The sequence below is a fragment of the Alteromonas sp. MB-3u-76 genome (assembly GCF_002831605.1).
Lineage (GTDB): Bacteria > Pseudomonadota > Gammaproteobacteria > Enterobacterales > Alteromonadaceae > Alteromonas > Alteromonas hispanica.
The window spans coordinates 1,946,197-1,965,962 of sequence record NZ_CP025115.1; the positions used below are offsets into that span (position 1 = coordinate 1,946,197).

Below are 19,766 nucleotides of genomic sequence, written 5' to 3' on the forward strand. Positions count from 1 at the left end.
TATGAAAATTAATTACGTTTTAACGACTGTTTTGTCTATTGCGCTGCTTTCATTTAGTACGTTTGCTCATGAGCCACTCAAATCAATAGAGCGCTCTGCAACTCACTTCAGTGGCTTGGATACTGCAGCGGGTCGCAGTGTGCTCGCTTATCACGAAGCATTATCTAATGGACAAGCGGATGACGTCATGAGTGCATTGACATCCGAAGTCATTATTTTAGAGGGATCGCGAATAGAACGCAGTGCTGAAGAATATCGACAACATCATTTACACGCTGATATGCGGTTTTCTGCGGCTGTCAAAACCACAACAATTGAACATCATGTTCGCGTTTATGGGGATACGGCGGTCTCAATTGCCAGAAGCCATACCCTTGGCACATACAAAGGTAAACAAATTGATAAGCAAGGAAATGAAACACTGGTACTTAACCTTATCAATGGTCATTGGAAAATAAGTCATATCCATTGGTCCCATTAACACTTTAATTTATAGGAAAACTTTAAATGACGTTACTTATGCGAATCTCACTCGTCCTGATGTTAAGCACAACTACACTGGGCGTCTTTGCATCACAGGCAGATGAAGACAAAGCGACGATTGAAGAAATTATCATTGCTATTGAAAACGGTTGGGAGTCGGGCCAAGGACGGCCTTTTTATGAACACTATCTCGACCATAAAGGTGCTCGATACATTGAATCAGGCGGCCAAAACACAGGATTAAGTGATCTCGTCGAAAATCATGTGGAGCCAGAGAAAGAAGTACTCAAACGCCTCACCATCGATATATTGGATATGGATATTACAATTGATGACGATATGGCATGGGCGATTACGACCGTAAATGTGTCTGGTGAAGTAAGAAAAACTGGCTCAACATTTGACAAAAAGGGCTACCAAACGTACTTGTTTAAACGAACGAGTAATGGATGGAAAGTAATACATTCACATTCGTCTACCCGCGATAAAAAGCCCCACAAGCATCATTAAGCGACGTCAGTATGCCCATCACTCGCAACGTTACCCTAGACATCATGCGCACGGTCGCCATTGTATTAATGGTGATCTTTCACTTCGCGTATGACTTGCGGTTCTTTGGCTGGGTAGATTGGAGTGTGCCAAATGGTCCTGGCTGGAAACAATTTCGGTATGTCATTTTATCACTCTTTTTCTTAAGTGTGGGTGCATCATTGGTGTTCGCTCATCACCAACGCGTGGATTTGAAATCCTTTGCGAAGCGAATAATGTGGATAGTGGTATGGGCATGCGTTATATCACTATTTACTTATTGGTTTTTCAATAGTAATTGGATATTTTTTGGTGTTTTACACTTTATCGCCGTGGCCAGTGTACTATGCTTTCCCTTCGCACGTTATCCAGTCATGGCTTGTTTTATTGGGATAGGGATTATTACACTGTTCTTAACGAATGTGGTTACAAGTAAATGGCCGTTTAACTTATGGGAATTGGGGCTGCCGTCATCACCCAACGATTATGTTGCACTATTTCCTTGGGTTGGCGTTGTATTGCTGGGCATTGGCGTTGGCCATATGTTTATTAAGGGTATAGATCCCTGTGCTTCACTGAAATTATCAACTAAAATCACGTTTTTAGGACGTCACAGTCTTGCTGTGTATGTGTTACATCAACCTCTGTTTTTTGTAACATTAGGCAGCGTGTATTGGCTTTCGCATTCGGTTATGTGAGTCTAAGTTGAAGATGAGACAATGATAATAAGGGACCTTTGACAAAAGTAGAGCGTTGTTTGTTTTACAAGTAGTCTCGGCGTTTCTAGCACTTGTATATCAGTAATAGTGTGGATATTCTTAGCGTACAACAACATTTTTAGGTAGGGACCGCTGTGCTTTTAGTGCCAACAAACCCAGATTACCGCTAGTTTTCAAACAATCTTGGGCGCTCTTTCTGGAATCCAGTATATTTTTGCCATAGACTGTTACATTGTGCTCCCGCGAGTACTTTAGTGATAGCGTCGTCTGTGGCCATTTCTTTTTCTGCCAATAATAGTCTCACCTGACAAGAAATTTCATGCATCGCCGCTTGTTTCGTAAAAAGGCTTTTATCACGTAAACAGACTCTAATAAAAATTAGACTATCGACCATGCATATCACCCGAAAAATGAACCGCGGAAGCCGCTCAGGATCTTGGTATTCACTGCGCTCTTCGGTCAACCAAAAATTTAAATTCTCTTCAAAACTTTTTAACCGTTTGTTAATACTCTGCAAGGCATTGTCATTTAATACACCAAAGCGGGTCATCTCTGCTTCGTAAAATGCTAAATCGAGTAGCGCTTCATAGTAAAGCATTCTTGCGTCATCTAATTTGTCTTTGACCATTTCGAAGCGTGAAATAGCATGTTCTTGTATTGCGATGACCTCTCTAAGAACACTCGGATCGCAACGAGCGGTAGTGCTGTCTTCAACTGACGTCATGCTTAGATCATCAAAGAAACGGTCATAACCGTCTTCAATTAGAAACCGGCGAAGATAAATCGATATCGCTAAATTTTTAAAAACAAGACCGTTTTGCGTCTCCGTCTCACTCATTAACTTATCGAAAGCGTTTGCCGCGTACTGAACTTTTTCTAAATTTATCTGCTCCAAAAGTTCAATTTTTTGTTGGTGTCCGTCTGTGAGCCTCTTAATATCTTTCTCATGCCGCTCAGTGAGCGCTGAAATTTGACGTTGTTTTAACCCCCCTTAACGCTAGTAGATCTTGATCTGTTGCCTCTTTTAGCGCCTCCAAGTCTTGTTCTGCTTTGTTTTTTACTGCTTGAGTTCGAGTACTTTGAATGTGGTTCATCCAAGCAATAACTGCAGAAATAACGGCAACTAGGATGGCTGTTAATGTTAATACTGTGGTGGCCAAACTGCGTGTAGCTTCATTAGTAAAGTCGCGCGAAGCTAACAATGTCTCTGATTTAACAGATTGATGCTGTTGCGTTAACTCGGATTGCAATCGTAAGCGAATCTCTTGCATATCAAGAATATCCAAAGATGATTTTATTTGCTCTAACTCAGATGCGCTAAGCGTTGAGGGTTGCATTTTGATCGCTTCATTTCATTATATAACGTTTTCACCGCATCAATATCTTGTTCAATACGCGCAAGTCGACGATTAACTTCTGCATTGGAAAGCGTAGCATTCTCCAACAACAGTAAATCTCGATTAATCTCATCAACCTGTTTCTTAAGGCCAACTAATCCGCGATAGAAGTCTGCGTGAACATAGTCATCGGTATCGGCAAAGCAAATGGTGGGAAGAAGTAGAGTAAAAACTAACATCCATTTAAACACTGTATATATCCTAATTACTGCAACTGACGGTTGATCGCCATAGCGCTTGAGTAAGTATTACACCAGCTTAACGGTTTATTGTAAATCCCGCTGCAAAGAGCCTGCAAACCTAAGTTGAGGGTCGTATTTCTTTTTTAAAGCAATCAAACGCTCTACATGGTGACCGAAATAACTGGTCAATGGACAGTCGTTGCCCATGTCATAATTTTGGTAGGCATGGCCATTAAAAAATGGGGATAATCGTTCATAGGTTTGATTAACCCAGTCTATAACCTTGGTATTGTCTTGATCGGGCAGAGTCACACCCGTGATGCTACATACAAATGAGGCATCGCGATGAATAAATGCGGTTTCATGGGTCTCGATATCCTGGATCGCGCCACATAACGGATCGAGCATAATGCCCGCTGCGTTGTCTGGGCAAGACTGATAGCATTGCAAAAGCGCATCAATAAACTGTTCCGTAAGTTCACCTTCAATGATCCCATTGCGCCAATAAAGTGCGTGCCCTTGTTCATATTCATTTGACTGGCACTCTATGTATTGTTTATGCGTAACAGAGATATCGGCATCCGTTTCCCATTTTGCTATGTTATTTAGGTTGGAGTCAGGGTCTTCACTAAACCCCATAATTGATATTTTTGCATTTTGTAACGCTGAACGAGCGATGTATGCATATAAGAATTGCGTTCTCGGCCCCTGCAGTACAGCATCGCTGTATTGCTTTAAAATAGGCTTTGCCTTTTGAATTGGCCATTCAATGATACCTCCTTGAACATAAGCTGGAGCCGGGTGCAGCCTAAATGTTATGTGGGTGATAACGCCAAATTGAGAGCCGCCACTGCCGCGTAGTGCCCAAAAAAGATCAGAGTGTTCCAAAGTGTTTATAACTCTTTGCTGACCATCTGCTGTGATCAGATTAAACGCCAAGACATTGTCGCAACTTAACCCATGTTTGCGTGACAAAAAACCGATCCCGCCGCCTAACGTTGCTCCTACAACACCGACATCCGGGCAGGTGCCTAATGGGATCACTTTCTTATATTTCGATAAGAACAGATCCAAATTATGATTTTTCACACCCGCGCCCACTCTTACTGACTGACCAACTGCGCAAAGTTCTATACTTTGAAAGGCAGACATATCAAGGACAATGCCACCGTCAATAACGGCCGCACCCGTTACCCCATGGCCGCCGCCTTTAACTGATATTTGTAAATTAAGGCGATTGGCATAGTCAATTGTATTAATGATATCGACGTCTGACTCAGGCACGACTATCGCATATGGAAAATGTGAAATGGCTCGATTAAAAACATGACGCCGCGCTGAATAGCCTGTACTTCCAACGTCCCAGACACTGCCGCTTAACTTGTTTCGCAACGACAGTAAGTCAGATTCAGTTGGCTTCGTTGAAATAGTTTTATTGGTATCAATTGGGTTGAGCGGCGCTTCGTCAATGCTTTGCAATAAATCCCAATTTGTTCTGCTAAATGTCTTTGGGTCTATACGATTTAACAATTGCCAAAGGTATTGTGCAACAAGGCGCGGCGGTAGTAGCTTGTTCTCTTCATGTAAGCCTCTTAAAAAGGCCGACATCGGCAGTACATCGCTTGGCACTTGCCGGATTTTTTTTTGCATCGCTGTATCAACATTTCCGGGAGCTGCGGTGGCAAAAACAGCTACATCTTCATTAACTTCTTGTCTAAAACAACTACACACCATATTTAAAGCCGTTTTACTCACACAGTATGCTGATGCGCCTTTCACTGCACTAACGGGTTGCTCGCTTGTCAAATACAGTACGCGGCTATGTTTAAACTTATCCAGGCACAGTTGTGTTATCAAAAAGGGGATATCGCAGTTGATTCTTTGTGCCGTGCGCCATTCTTTGTAGCCTATTGATTGAATAGGTTTAAGCGGTGTGACAATACCTGCACAATGCACTAAGTAATCAATCTGTTCGTATTGGCTAAGCGTTTCTTGAATTTCAATCGTTGCCGCTTCGTGATTAAAATCAACGTGTTCTATGATGAGGCGGGGTTCAAATTTTTCATTGAACGCTCCTAGTTCTGAGCTATCACGACACAGTGCAACAACAAGCATATTTGGATCCCTTGATAAGAATTCATTAGTCAATGCTAATCCAATCCCTGATCCTGCACCGGTAATTACCGCAATTTTGTGTTTCGTCATTTCTTATTATCCGCTCACCCAATTAAAAATTGCATCTGGTATTCAGCATATGCCGCTGCAAAGTAGCTATGAGGAGACCTGTTGACGCAGCTTGAGCATAGATAATTTTGAACCAAGGATAAATAAATCGATAATTTGATTACGGAAATGTAATGATTCTGTAATCCGATTGTCGTGAAGGATTGATCTAAATCAATTACATTTATCGTGTGATTTATAGGATGGATTTCATCAAAAGCAAAGGATAAATCGGGTGCGAAAAATTACGATAGCACTATTCTGCATTGCCATATTACTGATCAATTCTGTATCAGTCAGTGTGCATGCATTTGAAGATGTCGGAATTCATACGCACGTTATTGCGGTGGATCCACGAGAAGTCCTCACACGCTATGGCTGCCAAGGCTGCCATCAGGTGCAAGGTGCGGGCGGAACACTTGGCCCATCGTTAGACAATGTTATCAGCGATAGAGGCAAAGCCTTCTTTTTACGAAAGGTCAAAGAGCCTCAATTTAATAACGCTTCTTCTGCAATGCCACAAATGCCTATAACAGATGAAGAGCTTGAGGTTTTGGCCGAATTTTTATCGCCCAAATAGCACCTTGACCTGAGACTAAGACATAGGATTAAGGTGACAAGTCGTCTATTTCAAACCTAAATCGCTCATGTGAGCACAACTAAAGGAAAAATTATGAAAACATTAACGTCATTATTACTAGCCAGCGCCCTTGTTGCTGCGCCAATTGCGACTTCTTACGCGCATCAACACACTGATAAATCTGACATGCCGATGATGGACAGTCAGATGATGAAGAAAATGCAAACACATATGGAAGAAATGCAAGCAGTTTTAGATGCAGTAAAAAGTGAATCTGATCCTGAAAAGCGCGAAGCCATGTTGCATGAGCATGCCCAAAAGATGCAAGACATGATGGGCATGATGGAAGGCAAAGATTCGATGGGAATGAAAGATGGAAAAGGAATGAAAGGCGGCATGGGCATGAAGCATAAACACAGTGATATGTCGACTGATGACAAAATGAAAATGATGGAACAGCGTATGGCCATGATGGAAGACATGATGGGGCAAATGATGGGACATACGGCTGAAAAAGCGAAGCCAATACACAAGCATAAAAAGAACTAATCAATGCGTTATGAGGCAGGAAAAGCGACTGCCTCTTTTCTTTTAATAATCGCGGGAGTTTTACATGAACAAATTAATCAAGCTTTTATCAATTGCAATCTTGTCTGTTGGGCTACTAGGGGGCTGTGCAAGCCAGATATACCATGACTACATCATGAGTGGGCAGGTTGTTACCGTCGATGATAAACAAGTAGTGGTGTGTGTCTCTGACACCGATGCTCTCAAAGAACATCAAGTCTTCAATGTCTATCGCACCGTGTACGATCCTTATTCGACCTCAGAGGCTGATGACGGCTACTCACGAAAATTTGTTGGCAAAATACGATTAGGTAAAACGAAGGATGAGCATTTTGCAGAGGCTATTGTACTTGATGGCGAACTAGCACGTTATGACATGGTCGAGTTTGATCGTGGGTTTTAGTCGATATTTTTGAATAGGAGCATGCCGTTGTGAAGATTAGAGAGTGTCACCAAACCTACCGTTTAGCGGCTATTGTGAGTCTGGTATTATCTAGTGTCTTATTCACAACCGCGTGTTCAGCGATAACACAACAAACTAGTCCGAAAGAAAAACCTAAAGAAACACAATCTTCAGACACTACGCCCGAGTTAGCGCCGGCTGACTTTGCAAAGATCCAATCAGCTTTGCGCTCATTAGACAACTCACTGGCAGCGCAATCAAAAAGCAATACCGGCGTTAAACAGAGCGATACCAGCCCTCAACTCAATGAATCATCTACGCCCCCCCAAGCGACGAGCAAGATGAAGATGGGCATGGGAAAAGGGAAAAAGAAGATGACAATGAACGGAAAGTCTTGCATGGGGATGATGTGTAAGATGATGATGAAAAATAGTTCGATGATGGGTATGCCTCCTGAACAAAATACACCGGAGATATCCAAACCTTCATCAACGATAAGCTTGCCAGGTGCGAGTAGTGCACCTCATATTTACCACCTTGGTGAACAAGCCTTTTTCTTAAACCACACAACAACATTAGAACTAACAGATACGCAGTATCAAACGTTGTTATCGATTCAATCTGAGTGGGAGTCTTCCCAAAAAAGCCTTGCGCAGCAGCGTAGTGCATTAGAGGCATTATTGTGGGAATTGACAGCCCAAGGATTGCCTCAATACGACAATATTAAAGACACCATTAGTAAAATAGAGGCCATAAACAGCACCCTACGCCTACAGTTTATTGCTTCGGTGGGGAAAGCCGTCTCTGTATTAACACCCCCGCAGATTGCGAAAATAAATGCGCTGTGGGCGGCTGAACAAAAGGATGCGTCATGACTAGGGGGAGTAAACGCGCATCAATGATTCACCGCTATTGTGTCATTCTAAACGTCGTTCTTTTTTTCGTGATTATAAATGCGCACGCACAGCAACAGACTGAGGATAGTGAGCATGCCAGCCATCATACTGAGGCAGCGAATGGGCCGAGTGTTGCGGTAAGTACAGATTCTCCACCTTTGGCCAATCAAGTTAAAGGTCAGCCGGGCAATGCCAACGCAATGATGGGGCCAGGTATGGCAAAAGGAATGGATAAAATGATGGAGAAAATGGGAGCGCCTAAACCTAAAGATCTCTATCCAACTTTAATGCGGATGCAATCAACCACGACGGAACAAAGAGATAGTATCTTAGGCAAAGCGTCGGCGCGTATGCAACAAGGAAGTGAACAACTGACTACCGGGTTTGAATCGCTCGCCCGTGCCGCAGCCGTTGATGACTATACCCAAATGCAAGTAGCTGTTGAGACCGTTAAAGAAGGGATCGCGCATTTTGATAGTGGTCTGGCGGCAAAACGGGCAATACAAGATGGGCAAGAGCCCAGAAGAGTGGCATTAACCTGGTTTAAATCGCAAATGAATTTGCTACCCAGTTCACCAGTGAATGATTCCTCAACACTGTTTGGCATGACGCCGTTTCATACTGCAGTGATGCTTGTTCTGCTGATCTTCACTGTCGTCATGGTGTATGTTTATGGATTTAAAATGCGCAGAGCTGCCGCATTGCTTGAAGAGCTTAGGTCCACTGAGACCGCAAGCGCTTCTGCGCCCACGAAGCACACATCACCTAACGAGATACCTACTAACGCACCTGTAGGGACTGACGCTGTTTTAATACCCGCTACAGCGCAGGCATTATCTTCTACGACTATGTCACCGCGTAAAGGTGTCTATAGCGGCAGTATGCAAGTCACCGGTATTTTTCATGAGACCCATGATGTTAAAACGTTTCGACTTGCCAGCGCCGATGGTCAAGTCATCCCATTTAGTTTTGAACCTGGACAATTTGTGACTTTTACGCTCACGATTGATGGTGTTGAAAAACCGGTGAAGCGGTCTTACACCATCGCATCATCACCCACTGAGCAGTATTACTTTGAAGTCACCATCAAACGCGAGGAATTCGGTGTTGTTTCTCGTCATATGCATGACGTCGTAAATGTGGGAGATACGCTTTCAATTAAAGCGCCTGGCGGCAAGTTTTACTTCAATGGTCAAGATGCAAGTAGCGTTGTATTGATTTCAGGGGGGGTTGGGATCACGCCCATGATGAGCGCGGTACGTTACTTAACCACGACGTGCTGGGACGGTGACATTTATTTTCTGTTTTGTACGCGAACGTCTAACGATTTTATTTTTGAACAGGAATTAAAATATCTACAAGCACGTCACCCAAGGTTGAAAGTACTCGTCAGTATGACACAGGCGGATGGCACATCTTGGATGGGACCTCAGGGGCGTTTTTCATCGGCATTGATAAATGAATTCGTGCCGGACATAGCATTAAAAACAGCACACATTTGTGGGCCGCCGGCAATGATGGATGCAACCAAGGATATTTTATCTGAATTGGGTATGCCTGAAGCGAATATTAAAACAGAAGCTTTCGGTGGTGCGAGTCCGAAGAAAACGGCCACTAAAACGGAGGTCGCCCCAAACACGCCTGTAAACAATACGCGCCAAGTGCGATTTAGTTTATCAAATGCACAGGCACAAGCCGGCACAGATGAAACCGTATTGGACGTTGCTGATGGACTTGATGTTGATATTGAGAATTCGTGCCGGGCAGGCTCTTGCGGCAGTTGCAAAGTGAAATTACTGCGCGGCGATGTTGATATGGAGGTTGATGATGGGTTGGAGCCAGAAGATAGGGTCAGTGGTTATATTTTAGCCTGTCAAGCCATCCCTAAAACTGATGTGGAGGTGGAAGCATAGTGAATAGTCAAGAGCGAACCATTGTAGGCAGCTTGGTGGTCTTAATGATCTTACTTTGGCTAGGGTTTGTGTGGCACCGTGACCCAGCATTCCCTGGCAGCTTTGCTGGATTTGTCGTTGGTTTGACTGCGCTGGTATTAATGTTTATTCCGTTGCTTTACATGATCATTAAACGCAACAAAGCACTAAAGAAAGTCGTGACCAAGCAAATAGCCATGCCTACGCTGCTGCGCATTCATATTTATGCTGGAGTATTGGGACCTATTCTTGCACTCATCCATAGCGCTCATCGTTTTGATAGTGCTACTGGAGTCTCCATCATCATCTTTATGATGGTCGTTGTGATCAGTGGGTTTGTTGGTCGGTATGTGCTAGGGCTTATTTCCTCAAATGTAAAAGAGAAAAAGCGTCAAGTGACAGAACTCCAAGGTGCACTTTCAAGCGCCAAACAATCGCTTAAAGACGCGGTCTGCGACGTAAGATATTCGACTTTCGCCCAAACATCAGCGAGACACATTCCATACATTGCTTTAAGTGTACCTACTTCAGCGCAAAGTAAGCTGTTTCGACAAGAGAGTAAGGTTCTATCCATTATCGATGCCATTTCTGATGTTGAATACAGCATTCTGATTCACGACACTGCGAAAACTTGGTTTGCTCGTTGGTTGAAGTTTCATATCGTGATTTCGATAACGCTCTATGGCGTATTGTTCTTTCACATTTTTAGTGAAGTTTATTTTGGACTACGCTGGTTATGAGCAAGTGGATAATAGTTATTCTGGGCTTAGTTGCAGCGGGCTTTGGTGTTAGCCATTTTTTTCACACACCAGAGGATCTTGCAAAAATTCCGTGGGAACAAATGGTAGAGCCTGGTTCACTGAGCAAAGCGCATGCGTTTTTGGCGGATGACTGCTTGAGTTGTCACACGCCAGTAGAAGGCGTTGAGCGCGACAAGTGTGTCGCCTGTCATGCAAATGATACCCATATCGTCGCGCGTCAACCTACTGCGTTTCACGCCGACATAACAGAATGTGCTAGTTGTCATACTGAGCATCAAGGTGAGGATGCTAAGATTTCACTGATGAACCATATTGCATTGGTCGATATTGGGTTCAATATGCTCCCCAACCCAAACGTGCCATTTGACGAAGGCGCAGCCACGATGGCTTTTTTAGAAAATGTTCTAGCGAATAAGCAAACGGCTGATCCCCTATTTGTGCATCCCGACGTCAGTGATAAAGAAGCATTATTGAATTGTTCACAGTGCCACAGCAACGATGATCGCCACTTCACGTTGTTCGGAGAGGATTGCGTGCAATGCCACAGTACAGACAAGTGGTCACTGCCGACGTTTATTCACCCCTCGAGTCAATCTCGTGATTGCAATCAATGTCATGAAGCGCCGCCCAGTCACTACATGCAACATTTTAAAATGATTTCCGCCAAAGTCGCTGGCGAGCCAAAAGCCAAAGTGGAGGCGTGTTATGCCTGTCATCAATCGACTTCCTGGAACGATATTAAGCGTGCCGGCTGGTACAAGCATCATTAAGGGGGAGAAACTGTGATCACAAATTCCATTGCCCTGGCAACCTTACTGTTGGTAGCAATAGTATTGTTTCTGCCTCGCCTACGACAATCTGTCCAATGGCGAGCGACAGTAACACCGCTGGCTTCAATTATTGGCAGTGGCTTTTTGATCATTGCACCACTGCTGCATTCGGTAATGGGTAAATGGGCGCTACTGGGCATTATTTTATTGTCGACTCTGGCATATTTGTTGGGTTCAGTCATTCGCTTCAATATACGTCATGCAGAGCCTGAGCTTGCTCGCAATTCACACGGCAGTATCGCAACGCTTGAGAAAGCCAGTCAATGGGCCCTCGGTGCTGCATACGCAATTTCTGTGGCGTTTTACATTAGCTTGTTTGCCGCGTTTGTCTTTGACCGCTTTGCTATTGACGATACAACGCTCATCAAATTGTTTACCAGTGGGCTGCTTGTCATCATTATGTTGGTCGCTTGGCTTCGCGGTGCAAGAGGATTAGAAACCATCGAGTTATTCGCAGTCACAATTAAGTTGGCGATTATTATTGGTGTACTAACAGCACTAGCAACTTACGATATACAAGTAAAAAGTGCGTGGTTTAAACATGAGGCGATACAATCCCTCAGCCATTTTGAAACCCTTAGCATGCTTGCCGGTATGCTTATGGTGACACAAGGGTTTGAAACCACGCGTTTTATGGGCAATAGCTATAATGCAGAGCAGCGTATTAAAGCGGGACGATATGCCCAGTGGATTGCCATTTTCCTTTACGTTGTTTTTATTGGTTTAACCTGTCCCATTTTTCTCGATTTTCCGATAACCGAACTGAATGAAACAACTATTAGTTATACCCTGGGTCAAGCCATTTGGGTATTGCCGATATTATTACTTGTGGCCGCGACGGCAAGCCAGTTAAGTGCCGCATTAGCCGATACTATCGGTGGCGGTGGTTTGCTAAAAGAACTCTTCCATTTACCTATATCTCCTCAGTTTTATTATGTTCTTGTCATCGCGATTGCAGGCATATTAGTTTGGTCATCCAACGTATTTGAAATCATTAATCTCGCGTCAAAGGGATTTGCACTGTATTACCTTATACAAACACTCATCGCATTCAAGCTAGTACTACTGCGCCCCAAAGAACAACGCTTCAAATCGCTTCAATTGCTTGGTCTTTGCGCGATTGTTGTTTCCTTATCCTTTGTGATTGGCTGGTCGATACCAGCACAGCACAGTTAATAGAGGACAGAGGCTAATGCAATCCGCAAAAACATGTTCGCCAGCAGTTCGCGTCACAAATTTTCACGCATCACTCATTGAAACTGCGTGGGAGTTAACCCAGCGTTGTCGCAAAAAGTATGATTTCAAACATATTGGTTTGGCCGGAGGCGTCTTCCAAAACCGCATTTTATGCGATGGCCTAGCTGAACGTTTTGCACAATCAGACATTCCTGTTGTTATCCCAAGCTGTTTACCTTTAAACGATGCAGCAATAAGTGTCGGGCAAATTCACGAATATTGCTCAAGGAGATCATCATGAAAGGCATAGAGCGTAAATTACGCCAATGGGAGGAAGACGCTTCATGAGTGAACTTGAAGATGAGCCACTTCCACGGATCTGTTGAAGGTTTAGGTGTTGACCTGTGAGCGGCTCACAGGTTTATCGTATGAAGGTGAGAGTAAAACATAGGATTAAAGGCGTGTTGTAGCAGCACAACTATGTTGATAAAGAAGGGGGTTTAAAATGCGGGTAAAACAAATAGCAGATGCACTAGATATTAGCGTTGATACCGTACGCTATTATACGCGCATTGGCCTTGTGGTCCCAAATAAATCCCACAATGGATACAAGTATTATCGGCCGGCGGATGTGACGCGACTACGATTCATTTTAAGTGCTCGCTCACTAGGTTTTTCGGTCAATGATATTAAAGAGATCCTAGTTACATCTTCACAAACCAATGCGCCGTGTCCAACGGTAAGGGGTCTTATTGAAAAGAGGTTGAAAGAGACTGAACAGCGGTATCAGGACATGCATGAACTTAGAGAGCGCATGCGCTTAGCCACTTCAGAGTGGCAAAACAAACCCGATCAACCTCCAACGGCCGATACGATATGCCATTTAATTGAAGGTTTCACAGCGCTTAAGTCATAACAAGGTTCAAATAGGGAGTGGTTTATGAATTCTAAAACAGACAGTGCGAAAGCACATGGGTGTTGTAGTGGCGGCGATAAAACATCAACTGCGAACGAAGCGGTTGACACTAAAACGCAGACCAGACAGGTGTCTTCCGATGCAGGCGAGATACAACTTAATATTCAAGGGGCGAGTTGTGCCAGTTGCGTCACTAAAATTGAAACAGCCTTAAAACAAGTCGCAGGCGTCACCGGCGCAGAAATGAATTTTGCACAGCGTACAGTGCTTATCAATGGTAATGCCTCACCAAGCGAACTGGTTGGTGCGGTAGAAGAAGCTGGGTATAACGCAACGCTGGCAAATGCCGATTCTGATGAGGCTGCCATTGAAGAAAAAGAGCAAGCGGATTGGGCTTATTATAAAAAGCTAATGCGACATATGGTCATCGCATTGTCGCTTGGAGTACCGCTCATGATCTATGGTTTGGTAACCGGGGAAATGAGCGTCAACACGACCACGGAGCGAATTGTATGGTTGATTATTGGGCTCATGACATTAGGTGTCATGGTGTTCTCTGGTCGGCATTTTTATGTGGGTGCATGGAATTCGTTTAAAAATCATTCGGCCAATATGGATACTTTGATAGCCTTGGGTACAGGAACCGCCTGGTTGTACTCGATGACAGTTGTGTTCTTCCCGGGCTATGTCCCTGAAATGGCACGACATGTTTATTTTGAGGCAACCGCTATGATCATCGGCCTAATTAATTTAGGCCTGGCCCTTGAGATCAAAGCACGCGGTAAAACCTCAGAGGCCATTAAAAGGCTGATAGGCTTGCAAGCCAAGACTGCACGTGTCATCCGAGATGGCGATGATATTGATATTCCTATTGAAGATGTTTTGCTCAATGATCTTATCCGGGTTCGACCCGGAGAACGCATTTCTGTGGATGGTGTAGTCGTCGAGGGCCAAACCAGTATTGATGAATCAATGCTAACGGGTGAGCCCATGCCAATTGAGAAGCGAAAAGACGATGAGGTTGTGGCCGGTACCATCAACAAATCAGGCTCTATCGTCTTTCGGGCAGAACGCGTGGGAAAAGACACCGCGCTAGCTCAGATCATCAACATGGTAAAACGTGCACAAAATTCAAAACCACCTATTGGTCGATTGGCAGATGTTATTTCTGCCTATTTCGTGCCGGTTGTTATGATCATTGCCGTAATGAGCGCACTAGCGTGGCTCAATTTTGGTCCGGCTCCCGAGGTTGCCTTCGCAATCGTGTCAGCAACCACGGTACTGATTATTGCATGTCCTTGCGCATTAGGTTTAGCCACGCCGATGTCGGTCATGGTGGGGGTTGGCAAGGCGGCTGAAGCAGGCGTACTTATCCGCAACGGTGAAGCGCTGCAATCTGCTTCGAAAATTACCACAATGGTATTAGATAAGACCGGCACCATAACAGAGGGGGCGCCTAAAGTTACCGACGTTGTTATTGCGTCAGCTCACAATCAAGATGACGTGCTTTCGTTAGCTGCAAGCCTGGAGTCGGGTTCCGAACACCCACTCGCAATGGCGATCGTTGAATCAGCGAAAGAGCAAGGTGTGCCGATCCACTCGGTGACTGATTTTGAGTCCATTGCAGGGAAGGGCGTAGCGGCAACACTGAATTCTCAGCGTTTGCTTTTTGGCAATGAAAAATTGATGAAAGAAAAATCAATAGAACTTCATCATTACGTTGATAAAGCGCAGAGGCTGGCCGCAGAGGCTAAAACCCCAATGTATTTCGCGATTGATTCAAAATTAGTTGCCGTCATTGCTGTTGCCGATCCCATAAAATCAGACTCAATAGATGCGATTAACCGCCTACAGCACAACGGAATACGTGTGGTGATGTTGACGGGGGACAATCGTATGACTGCAAAAGCCGTTGCTCGAAAGGCGGGGATTGTTGATTACGTTGCTGAAGTGATGCCAGAAGATAAAGCAAACAAAGTGCTCGAACTTCAACGTGAGGGTGAAATCGTCGGAATGACCGGCGATGGGATCAATGATGCGCCCGCCTTAGCCCATGCCAACGTCGGATTTGCTATCGGAACAGGCACTGATGTTGCAATAGAAAGTGCAGATATCACGTTGATGCGAGGCTCCTTACATGGGTTAGCGGATGCGATTGCAGTGAGTAAGGCAACGCTGAGAAACATAAAGCAGAATCTCTTCGGAGCATTTATCTATAACGTCGCGGGGATCCCATTTGCTGCAGGTGTTTTTTATCCATTTTTAGGCTTACTACTAAGCCCAGTAATTGCCGGTGCAGCGATGGCATTCTCGTCGTTAACGGTAGTGACCAACGCGAATCGATTACGTTTATTCAAAGCTAAAGAGCACTAGGAGAACCTAAAGATGATGTGGATTAATTTGATAGGGTTAGTCGTGATTGGGCTTATTGTATGGTGGTTTTGGCTTTACCAAACAAAGTCAACTGAAGTACGAGACGGCAGTATCGAAGTCCGCGTGAAAGATGGCGTATATCAACCTGCCAATATCACAGTGCCCGCGAATGAGTCTGTACAACTGATGTTCTACAGAGAAGATGCGACCCCCTGTGCGGAAACACTACTAATACCCGAGTTGGAGATCAGTGAAACATTAGTGCTTAACAAGCGTGTGATGGTCACTATTCCACCCAAAAAGGCAGGTCGCTATCCGTTTCATTGTCAGATGCAAATGTACCGTGGCACTTTGGTGATCAAGTGATTTATCGTTTTCTGAAAACTTAAACGACACAAAAGCGAGGTGTATTGTGAATAAACAAAAATTACCTTTTTGGCGCACCCCCAGTGGTTGGTCCGCCATCGGACTTATAGCGGCGGCAAGCTATTTCTTGTTTGTCGAGCATGGTGAACATGTTTTCCCTTATTTACCATACTTGATCCTGCTGCTATGCCCAGTGATGCATATCTTTATGCACGGAAGTCATGGTAAAGGGCATGAGACACATACTAACGACGAGCAAACATTTAAAGAGCAAACCGAAGACAATGATCAATACAGACAAGGTTATATCGAAGGGTTAGAGCAGGCACGCAAGGAAAGACGTAAAACGGAGAGCGACAATGCACGGTGAATCAGATTATGGGCTTTGGACGTTAGTCATCATTAACTCCGCAATATTTATCTTTTTTGCGTTTAGTTTCGTCAAGCCGAAGTCAAAAACAGACTGGCGAAGCTTAGGCGTATTTTCCGCTTTTATCGTGGCGTTATTTACTGAAATGTATGGTTTCCCGCTCACCATCTATTTTTTGTCCGGTTGGTTAGCCGAAAGTTACCCAGGCGTAGATTTTTTAAGTCACGAAAATGGTCACTTGTGGCATACACTGTTGGGGTTATCTGGCGATGCGCATTGGGATGTACTGCACATCTTGAGTAATGTTCTCATCGTTTTAGGATTCTTTGTTTTATCTGCTTCGTGGAATGTCCTGCATCACGCGCAAAAAACGAGCAGCTTAGCGACCAGCGGTTGGTACGCACGTTGTCGGCATCCCCAATATGTTGCCTTCATTGTGATCATGTTTGGCTTTTTACTGCAATGGCCAACACTACCCACTTTGCTCATGTTTCCCATTCTCATTGTTGTCTATGTTCGACTGGCCAAACGCGAAGAGCAGCACGCCGAAACTGAGTTTGGTGATACCTATAGGCAATATAAGCAAGCCACGCCAGGTTGGTTCCCACGATTTCTCAATTCAAACGTTTCAAGCCCCGTGTAAGGATTTCAAAATGAAGAAAGCATTAGTTTCAATATTGTTTGTCGCAGGCGTTTTATCCGCTACCTTTACGAGTGCTCAGACATCCATGAGTGCCGATGAGATGTTACGCAGTAACGAGCGCGTCATGGATGCATTAATGCAACGCATCCAACGGATCAATGACGTTTCTGAGAGGCAAACGTTGATTGTTGAGCATATGAAGATGATGGATACCTACTTAACGAGTATTGAGAAGAGGATCCAAAGTGAATCTAATACTGAACAAAAGATACGATTAAAAGAGACATATAGAAAAGGCCTGCAAAGAAGTCTTGTTCTTATCGAAAGCGGCATATCAGCAAGCGACATTGTTGTGATGGGGAACTCGATAGATGAACATTTGTTGTTAATAGAACAAAGAATGACAGTTTTACGATCGTTAATGCAGCAAGTGGTTAATGCCAATAGCGTTTTAAGTAATTAGAGACGTGACTGACATAACTGTGTAGGAAATTAATTTATAGGAGAAAAGTATGAGCGATTTAGATCACAGAGTGGGCGTTTCTGAGGCTAATTTAGTGGTACGGCATTTGAAGTTAACCGGCATTACCGACGGTAATTTATTAGCAATTGTTGCTGAAATTGATGGGACCTTTGGTATTGATGCCGTTTCATTTGAAGAAGCCAAAAACACTTTGCATATCGGCTATGACGCGACCCACTGCAATTTAGATGGCATTGAGACAATCATTCGTGCACACGGTGCAGACATTTCTGATGATTTTTGGACAAAGATAAAAGAAGGCTACTACCAATTCGTTGACGAAAACATTCGTGAAAATGCGAAACATAAACCCTGGAGCTGCCATCGTGTCCCACCCGGGCAAAGCAATAGAAAGAAATAGCGTAGCGCGAATCGAGCAACTTTATGTTGGACTTCACCAATCAGCACTAATTAAAACAGGATATTAGCACTGTGGATCATAGTAAGAATGAAATGGACAGAATTAATTCATTTAATTCGGCAATAATTGCAAGAAACCCAGCTGAACATGAATTCCATCAAGCTGTGCAAGAGTTCACAGGGGCAGTAATGCCCTATGTTATGGCCAATGCCAAATATGATGATGGGCATGTATTAGAAAGAATGACAGAGCCAGACCGTATTGTCATTTTTAGAGTATGTTGGGAGGACGATAACGGCCATATTCACTGCAATAGAGCATGGCGAGTCCAATTTAACAATGCTATTGGACCCTATAAAGGAGGCTTGCGCTTTCATCCCAATGTTACGCAAAGTGTTCTTAAATTTTTAGCGTTTGAGCAAGTCTATAAAAATGCATTGACTGGACTTCCGATGGGAGGTGGTAAAGGGGGAAGTGATTTCGATCCGAAAGGAAAGAGTGATCGCGAAATCATGCGATTTTGTCAGTCATTGATGATCGAACTTTCTAAGCATATTGGGGAAGATACTGACATTCCAGCCGGCGATATTGGGGTGGGTGGAAGAGAAATTAGTTATCTGTTTGGTCAATACAAAAGACTAAAAAACAGATTCGTGGGTACGCTAACAGGCAAAGGACTTTCTTATGGTGGAAGTCTTATTCGAACGGAGGCGACAGGCTATGGTGTTGTTTATTTTACTCAGCACATGCTGAATATGCGTAACGAGACATTAGCAGGAAAAACAGCCTTAATTTCGGGCGCCGGCAATGTTGCGATTTTTTGCGCAGAAAAATTGATTAATGAAGGTGCCCAGGTCATGACACTGTCTGACTCAAGTGGTTTCATTTACGATCCTGATGGATTTGACCATCAAAAATTAGCATTTCTAAAAACGCTTAAATTTGTCAAACGGCAACGCTTGAGCGAATACACGGAAAACTACCCACACGCCATTTATCATCAGGGCAAAAGGCCTTGGCTTATAAAGGCTGATTTGGCCTTTCCTTGTGCAACACAAAATGAACTCGAACTTGAGGATGCTAAACTCCTTGTTGATAACGGTATACAGTTGATCGCAGAAGGCGCAAACATGCCTTGTACCCTTGAGGCGGTCAAATACTTTCAGGCTAAAAGTGTACTGTTTGCACCTGCAAAAGCGGCAAATGCTGGAGGCGTTGCCGTTTCTGGGCTAGAGCAAACACAAAACTCACTTCGGCTTCCTTGGACAAGAGAGGAAGTTGATTCACGACTTCAACAGATCATGGCGCATATTCATCGCCAATGTGTTGAATATGGAAAAGAATACGGTGGCATCAACTATGTGAAGGGGGCCAACATCGCTGGATTTGTAAAAGTCGCCGATGCGATGCTTGCGTATGGAATAGGATAGGGCACTGAGTGACTCGTTTCCGTATGCGGTCGTTTTTCTGCATAATTGTGTTGGGCTTATACCCGTATAAGGTGAGCGCCTTTTGATTCGTTCAGAAAAATTTTGTGA

At 44.0% G+C, this 19,766-nt stretch carries 24 protein-coding genes; 20 read left to right on the plus strand and 4 right to left on the minus strand.

The window, feature by feature from the left end; translation table 11 throughout:
• Position 1: 1 nt before the first annotated feature.
• The 3 genes from CW735_RS08560 to CW735_RS08570 are packed head-to-tail and all read left to right on the plus strand — an operon-like array spanning position 2 to position 1,709.
• A complete protein-coding gene (locus CW735_RS08560) occupies positions 2-481 on the plus strand; it encodes a YybH family protein (RefSeq protein WP_100971710.1) in 480 nt (159 codons plus the stop codon).
• Between the two features lie 26 nt (positions 482-507).
• On the plus strand, positions 508-993 hold the full coding sequence (locus CW735_RS08565; RefSeq protein ID WP_044447436.1) for a nuclear transport factor 2 family protein: 486 nt from the start codon (positions 508-510) through the stop codon (positions 991-993).
• 11 nt (positions 994-1,004) lie between these two features.
• The gene (locus tag CW735_RS08570) at positions 1,005-1,709 is read left to right on the plus strand and encodes a DUF1624 domain-containing protein (protein WP_044447438.1); all 705 of its coding nucleotides are present in this window, start codon (positions 1,005-1,007) and stop codon (positions 1,707-1,709) included.
• Positions 1,710-1,896: 187 nt separating this feature from the next.
• On the opposite strand, the gene CW735_RS19885 is transcribed toward CW735_RS08570, so the two are convergent.
• The 4 genes from CW735_RS19885 to CW735_RS08580 all read right to left on the minus strand — a co-directional run bounded on the left by CW735_RS19885 (position 1,897) and on the right by CW735_RS08580 (position 5,514).
• Positions 1,897-2,568 (minus strand): hypothetical protein, encoded by a 672-nt coding sequence (locus CW735_RS19885; RefSeq protein ID WP_232368398.1) that lies wholly within the window; start codon positions 2,566-2,568, stop codon positions 1,897-1,899.
• 115 nt (positions 2,569-2,683) lie between these two features.
• Positions 2,684-3,067 (minus strand): hypothetical protein, encoded by a 384-nt coding sequence (locus CW735_RS19890; RefSeq protein WP_232230575.1) that lies wholly within the window; start codon positions 3,065-3,067, stop codon positions 2,684-2,686.
• The gene (locus tag CW735_RS19895) at positions 3,034-3,318 is read right to left on the minus strand and encodes a hypothetical protein (RefSeq protein ID WP_232230576.1); all 285 of its coding nucleotides are present in this window, start codon (positions 3,316-3,318) and stop codon (positions 3,034-3,036) included. The genes CW735_RS19890 and CW735_RS19895 overlap by 34 nt, the downstream gene beginning before the upstream one ends.
• A gap of 75 nt (positions 3,319-3,393) precedes the next feature.
• A complete protein-coding gene (locus CW735_RS08580) occupies positions 3,394-5,514 on the minus strand; it encodes an SDR family NAD(P)-dependent oxidoreductase (protein ID WP_071978937.1) in 2,121 nt (706 codons plus the stop codon).
• Positions 5,515-5,767: 253 nt separating this feature from the next.
• On the opposite strand from CW735_RS08580, the gene CW735_RS08585 reads away from it, so the two are divergent.
• The 17 genes from CW735_RS08585 (at position 5,768) to gdhA (ending at position 19,658) form a co-directional block, all read left to right on the plus strand.
• A complete protein-coding gene (locus CW735_RS08585; protein WP_232230577.1) occupies positions 5,768-6,112 on the plus strand; it encodes a c-type cytochrome in 345 nt (114 codons plus the stop codon).
• Positions 6,113-6,205: 93 nt separating this feature from the next.
• Positions 6,206-6,661: a hypothetical protein gene (locus CW735_RS08590; protein ID WP_071978938.1), complete on the plus strand. Its 456-nt coding sequence runs from the start codon at positions 6,206-6,208 to the stop codon at positions 6,659-6,661.
• 64 nt (positions 6,662-6,725) lie between these two features.
• A complete protein-coding gene (locus CW735_RS08595; RefSeq protein WP_071978939.1) occupies positions 6,726-7,082 on the plus strand; it encodes a hypothetical protein in 357 nt (118 codons plus the stop codon).
• 29 nt (positions 7,083-7,111) lie between these two features.
• On the plus strand, positions 7,112-7,957 hold the full coding sequence (locus CW735_RS08600) for a hypothetical protein (RefSeq protein ID WP_071978940.1): 846 nt from the start codon (positions 7,112-7,114) through the stop codon (positions 7,955-7,957).
• The gene (locus CW735_RS08605) at positions 7,954-9,891 is read left to right on the plus strand and encodes a 2Fe-2S iron-sulfur cluster-binding protein (protein WP_100971712.1); all 1,938 of its coding nucleotides are present in this window, start codon (positions 7,954-7,956) and stop codon (positions 9,889-9,891) included. The genes CW735_RS08600 and CW735_RS08605 overlap by 4 nt, the downstream gene beginning before the upstream one ends.
• A complete protein-coding gene (locus CW735_RS08610) occupies positions 9,891-10,649 on the plus strand; it encodes a hypothetical protein (RefSeq protein WP_013755285.1) in 759 nt (252 codons plus the stop codon). Before CW735_RS08605 ends, CW735_RS08610 begins: the two co-directional genes overlap by 1 nt.
• Positions 10,646-11,440: a multiheme c-type cytochrome gene (locus CW735_RS08615; protein ID WP_071978942.1), complete on the plus strand. Its 795-nt coding sequence runs from the start codon at positions 10,646-10,648 to the stop codon at positions 11,438-11,440. The genes CW735_RS08610 and CW735_RS08615 overlap by 4 nt, the downstream gene beginning before the upstream one ends.
• A gap of 12 nt (positions 11,441-11,452) precedes the next feature.
• Positions 11,453-12,676 (plus strand): hypothetical protein, encoded by a 1,224-nt coding sequence (locus CW735_RS08620; protein ID WP_100971714.1) that lies wholly within the window; start codon positions 11,453-11,455, stop codon positions 12,674-12,676.
• A 16-nt stretch (positions 12,677-12,692) separates the two neighbouring features.
• On the plus strand, positions 12,693-12,977 hold the full coding sequence (locus tag CW735_RS08625) for a Kae1-like domain-containing protein (protein WP_044447453.1): 285 nt from the start codon (positions 12,693-12,695) through the stop codon (positions 12,975-12,977).
• Positions 12,978-13,181: 204 nt separating this feature from the next.
• Positions 13,182-13,592, plus strand: a complete 411-nt coding sequence (locus CW735_RS08630) for a MerR family transcriptional regulator (RefSeq protein ID WP_100971716.1) — start codon at positions 13,182-13,184, stop codon at positions 13,590-13,592.
• A 24-nt stretch (positions 13,593-13,616) separates the two neighbouring features.
• Positions 13,617-15,965, plus strand: a complete 2,349-nt coding sequence (locus tag CW735_RS08635; protein WP_198520999.1) for a heavy metal translocating P-type ATPase — start codon at positions 13,617-13,619, stop codon at positions 15,963-15,965.
• 12 nt (positions 15,966-15,977) lie between these two features.
• Positions 15,978-16,331, plus strand: coding sequence for a cupredoxin domain-containing protein (locus CW735_RS08640; RefSeq protein ID WP_044447459.1), 354 nt, complete (start codon positions 15,978-15,980; stop codon positions 16,329-16,331).
• Positions 16,332-16,377: 46 nt separating this feature from the next.
• The gene (locus CW735_RS08645; protein WP_013755268.1) at positions 16,378-16,701 is read left to right on the plus strand and encodes a DUF2933 domain-containing protein; all 324 of its coding nucleotides are present in this window, start codon (positions 16,378-16,380) and stop codon (positions 16,699-16,701) included.
• The gene (locus tag CW735_RS08650; RefSeq protein WP_013755267.1) at positions 16,691-17,344 is read left to right on the plus strand and encodes a methyltransferase family protein; all 654 of its coding nucleotides are present in this window, start codon (positions 16,691-16,693) and stop codon (positions 17,342-17,344) included. The genes CW735_RS08645 and CW735_RS08650 overlap by 11 nt, the downstream gene beginning before the upstream one ends.
• A gap of 10 nt (positions 17,345-17,354) precedes the next feature.
• Complete coding sequence (locus CW735_RS08655) at positions 17,355-17,807, plus strand: hypothetical protein (RefSeq protein WP_044447461.1); 453 nt, start codon at positions 17,355-17,357, stop codon at positions 17,805-17,807.
• Between the two features lie 49 nt (positions 17,808-17,856).
• Positions 17,857-18,228 (plus strand): hypothetical protein, encoded by a 372-nt coding sequence (locus CW735_RS08660; RefSeq protein WP_071978956.1) that lies wholly within the window; start codon positions 17,857-17,859, stop codon positions 18,226-18,228.
• 92 nt (positions 18,229-18,320) lie between these two features.
• The gene (gdhA, locus tag CW735_RS08665; RefSeq protein WP_071978957.1) at positions 18,321-19,658 is read left to right on the plus strand and encodes an NADP-specific glutamate dehydrogenase; all 1,338 of its coding nucleotides are present in this window, start codon (positions 18,321-18,323) and stop codon (positions 19,656-19,658) included.
• Positions 19,659-19,766 lie beyond the last annotated feature (108 nt).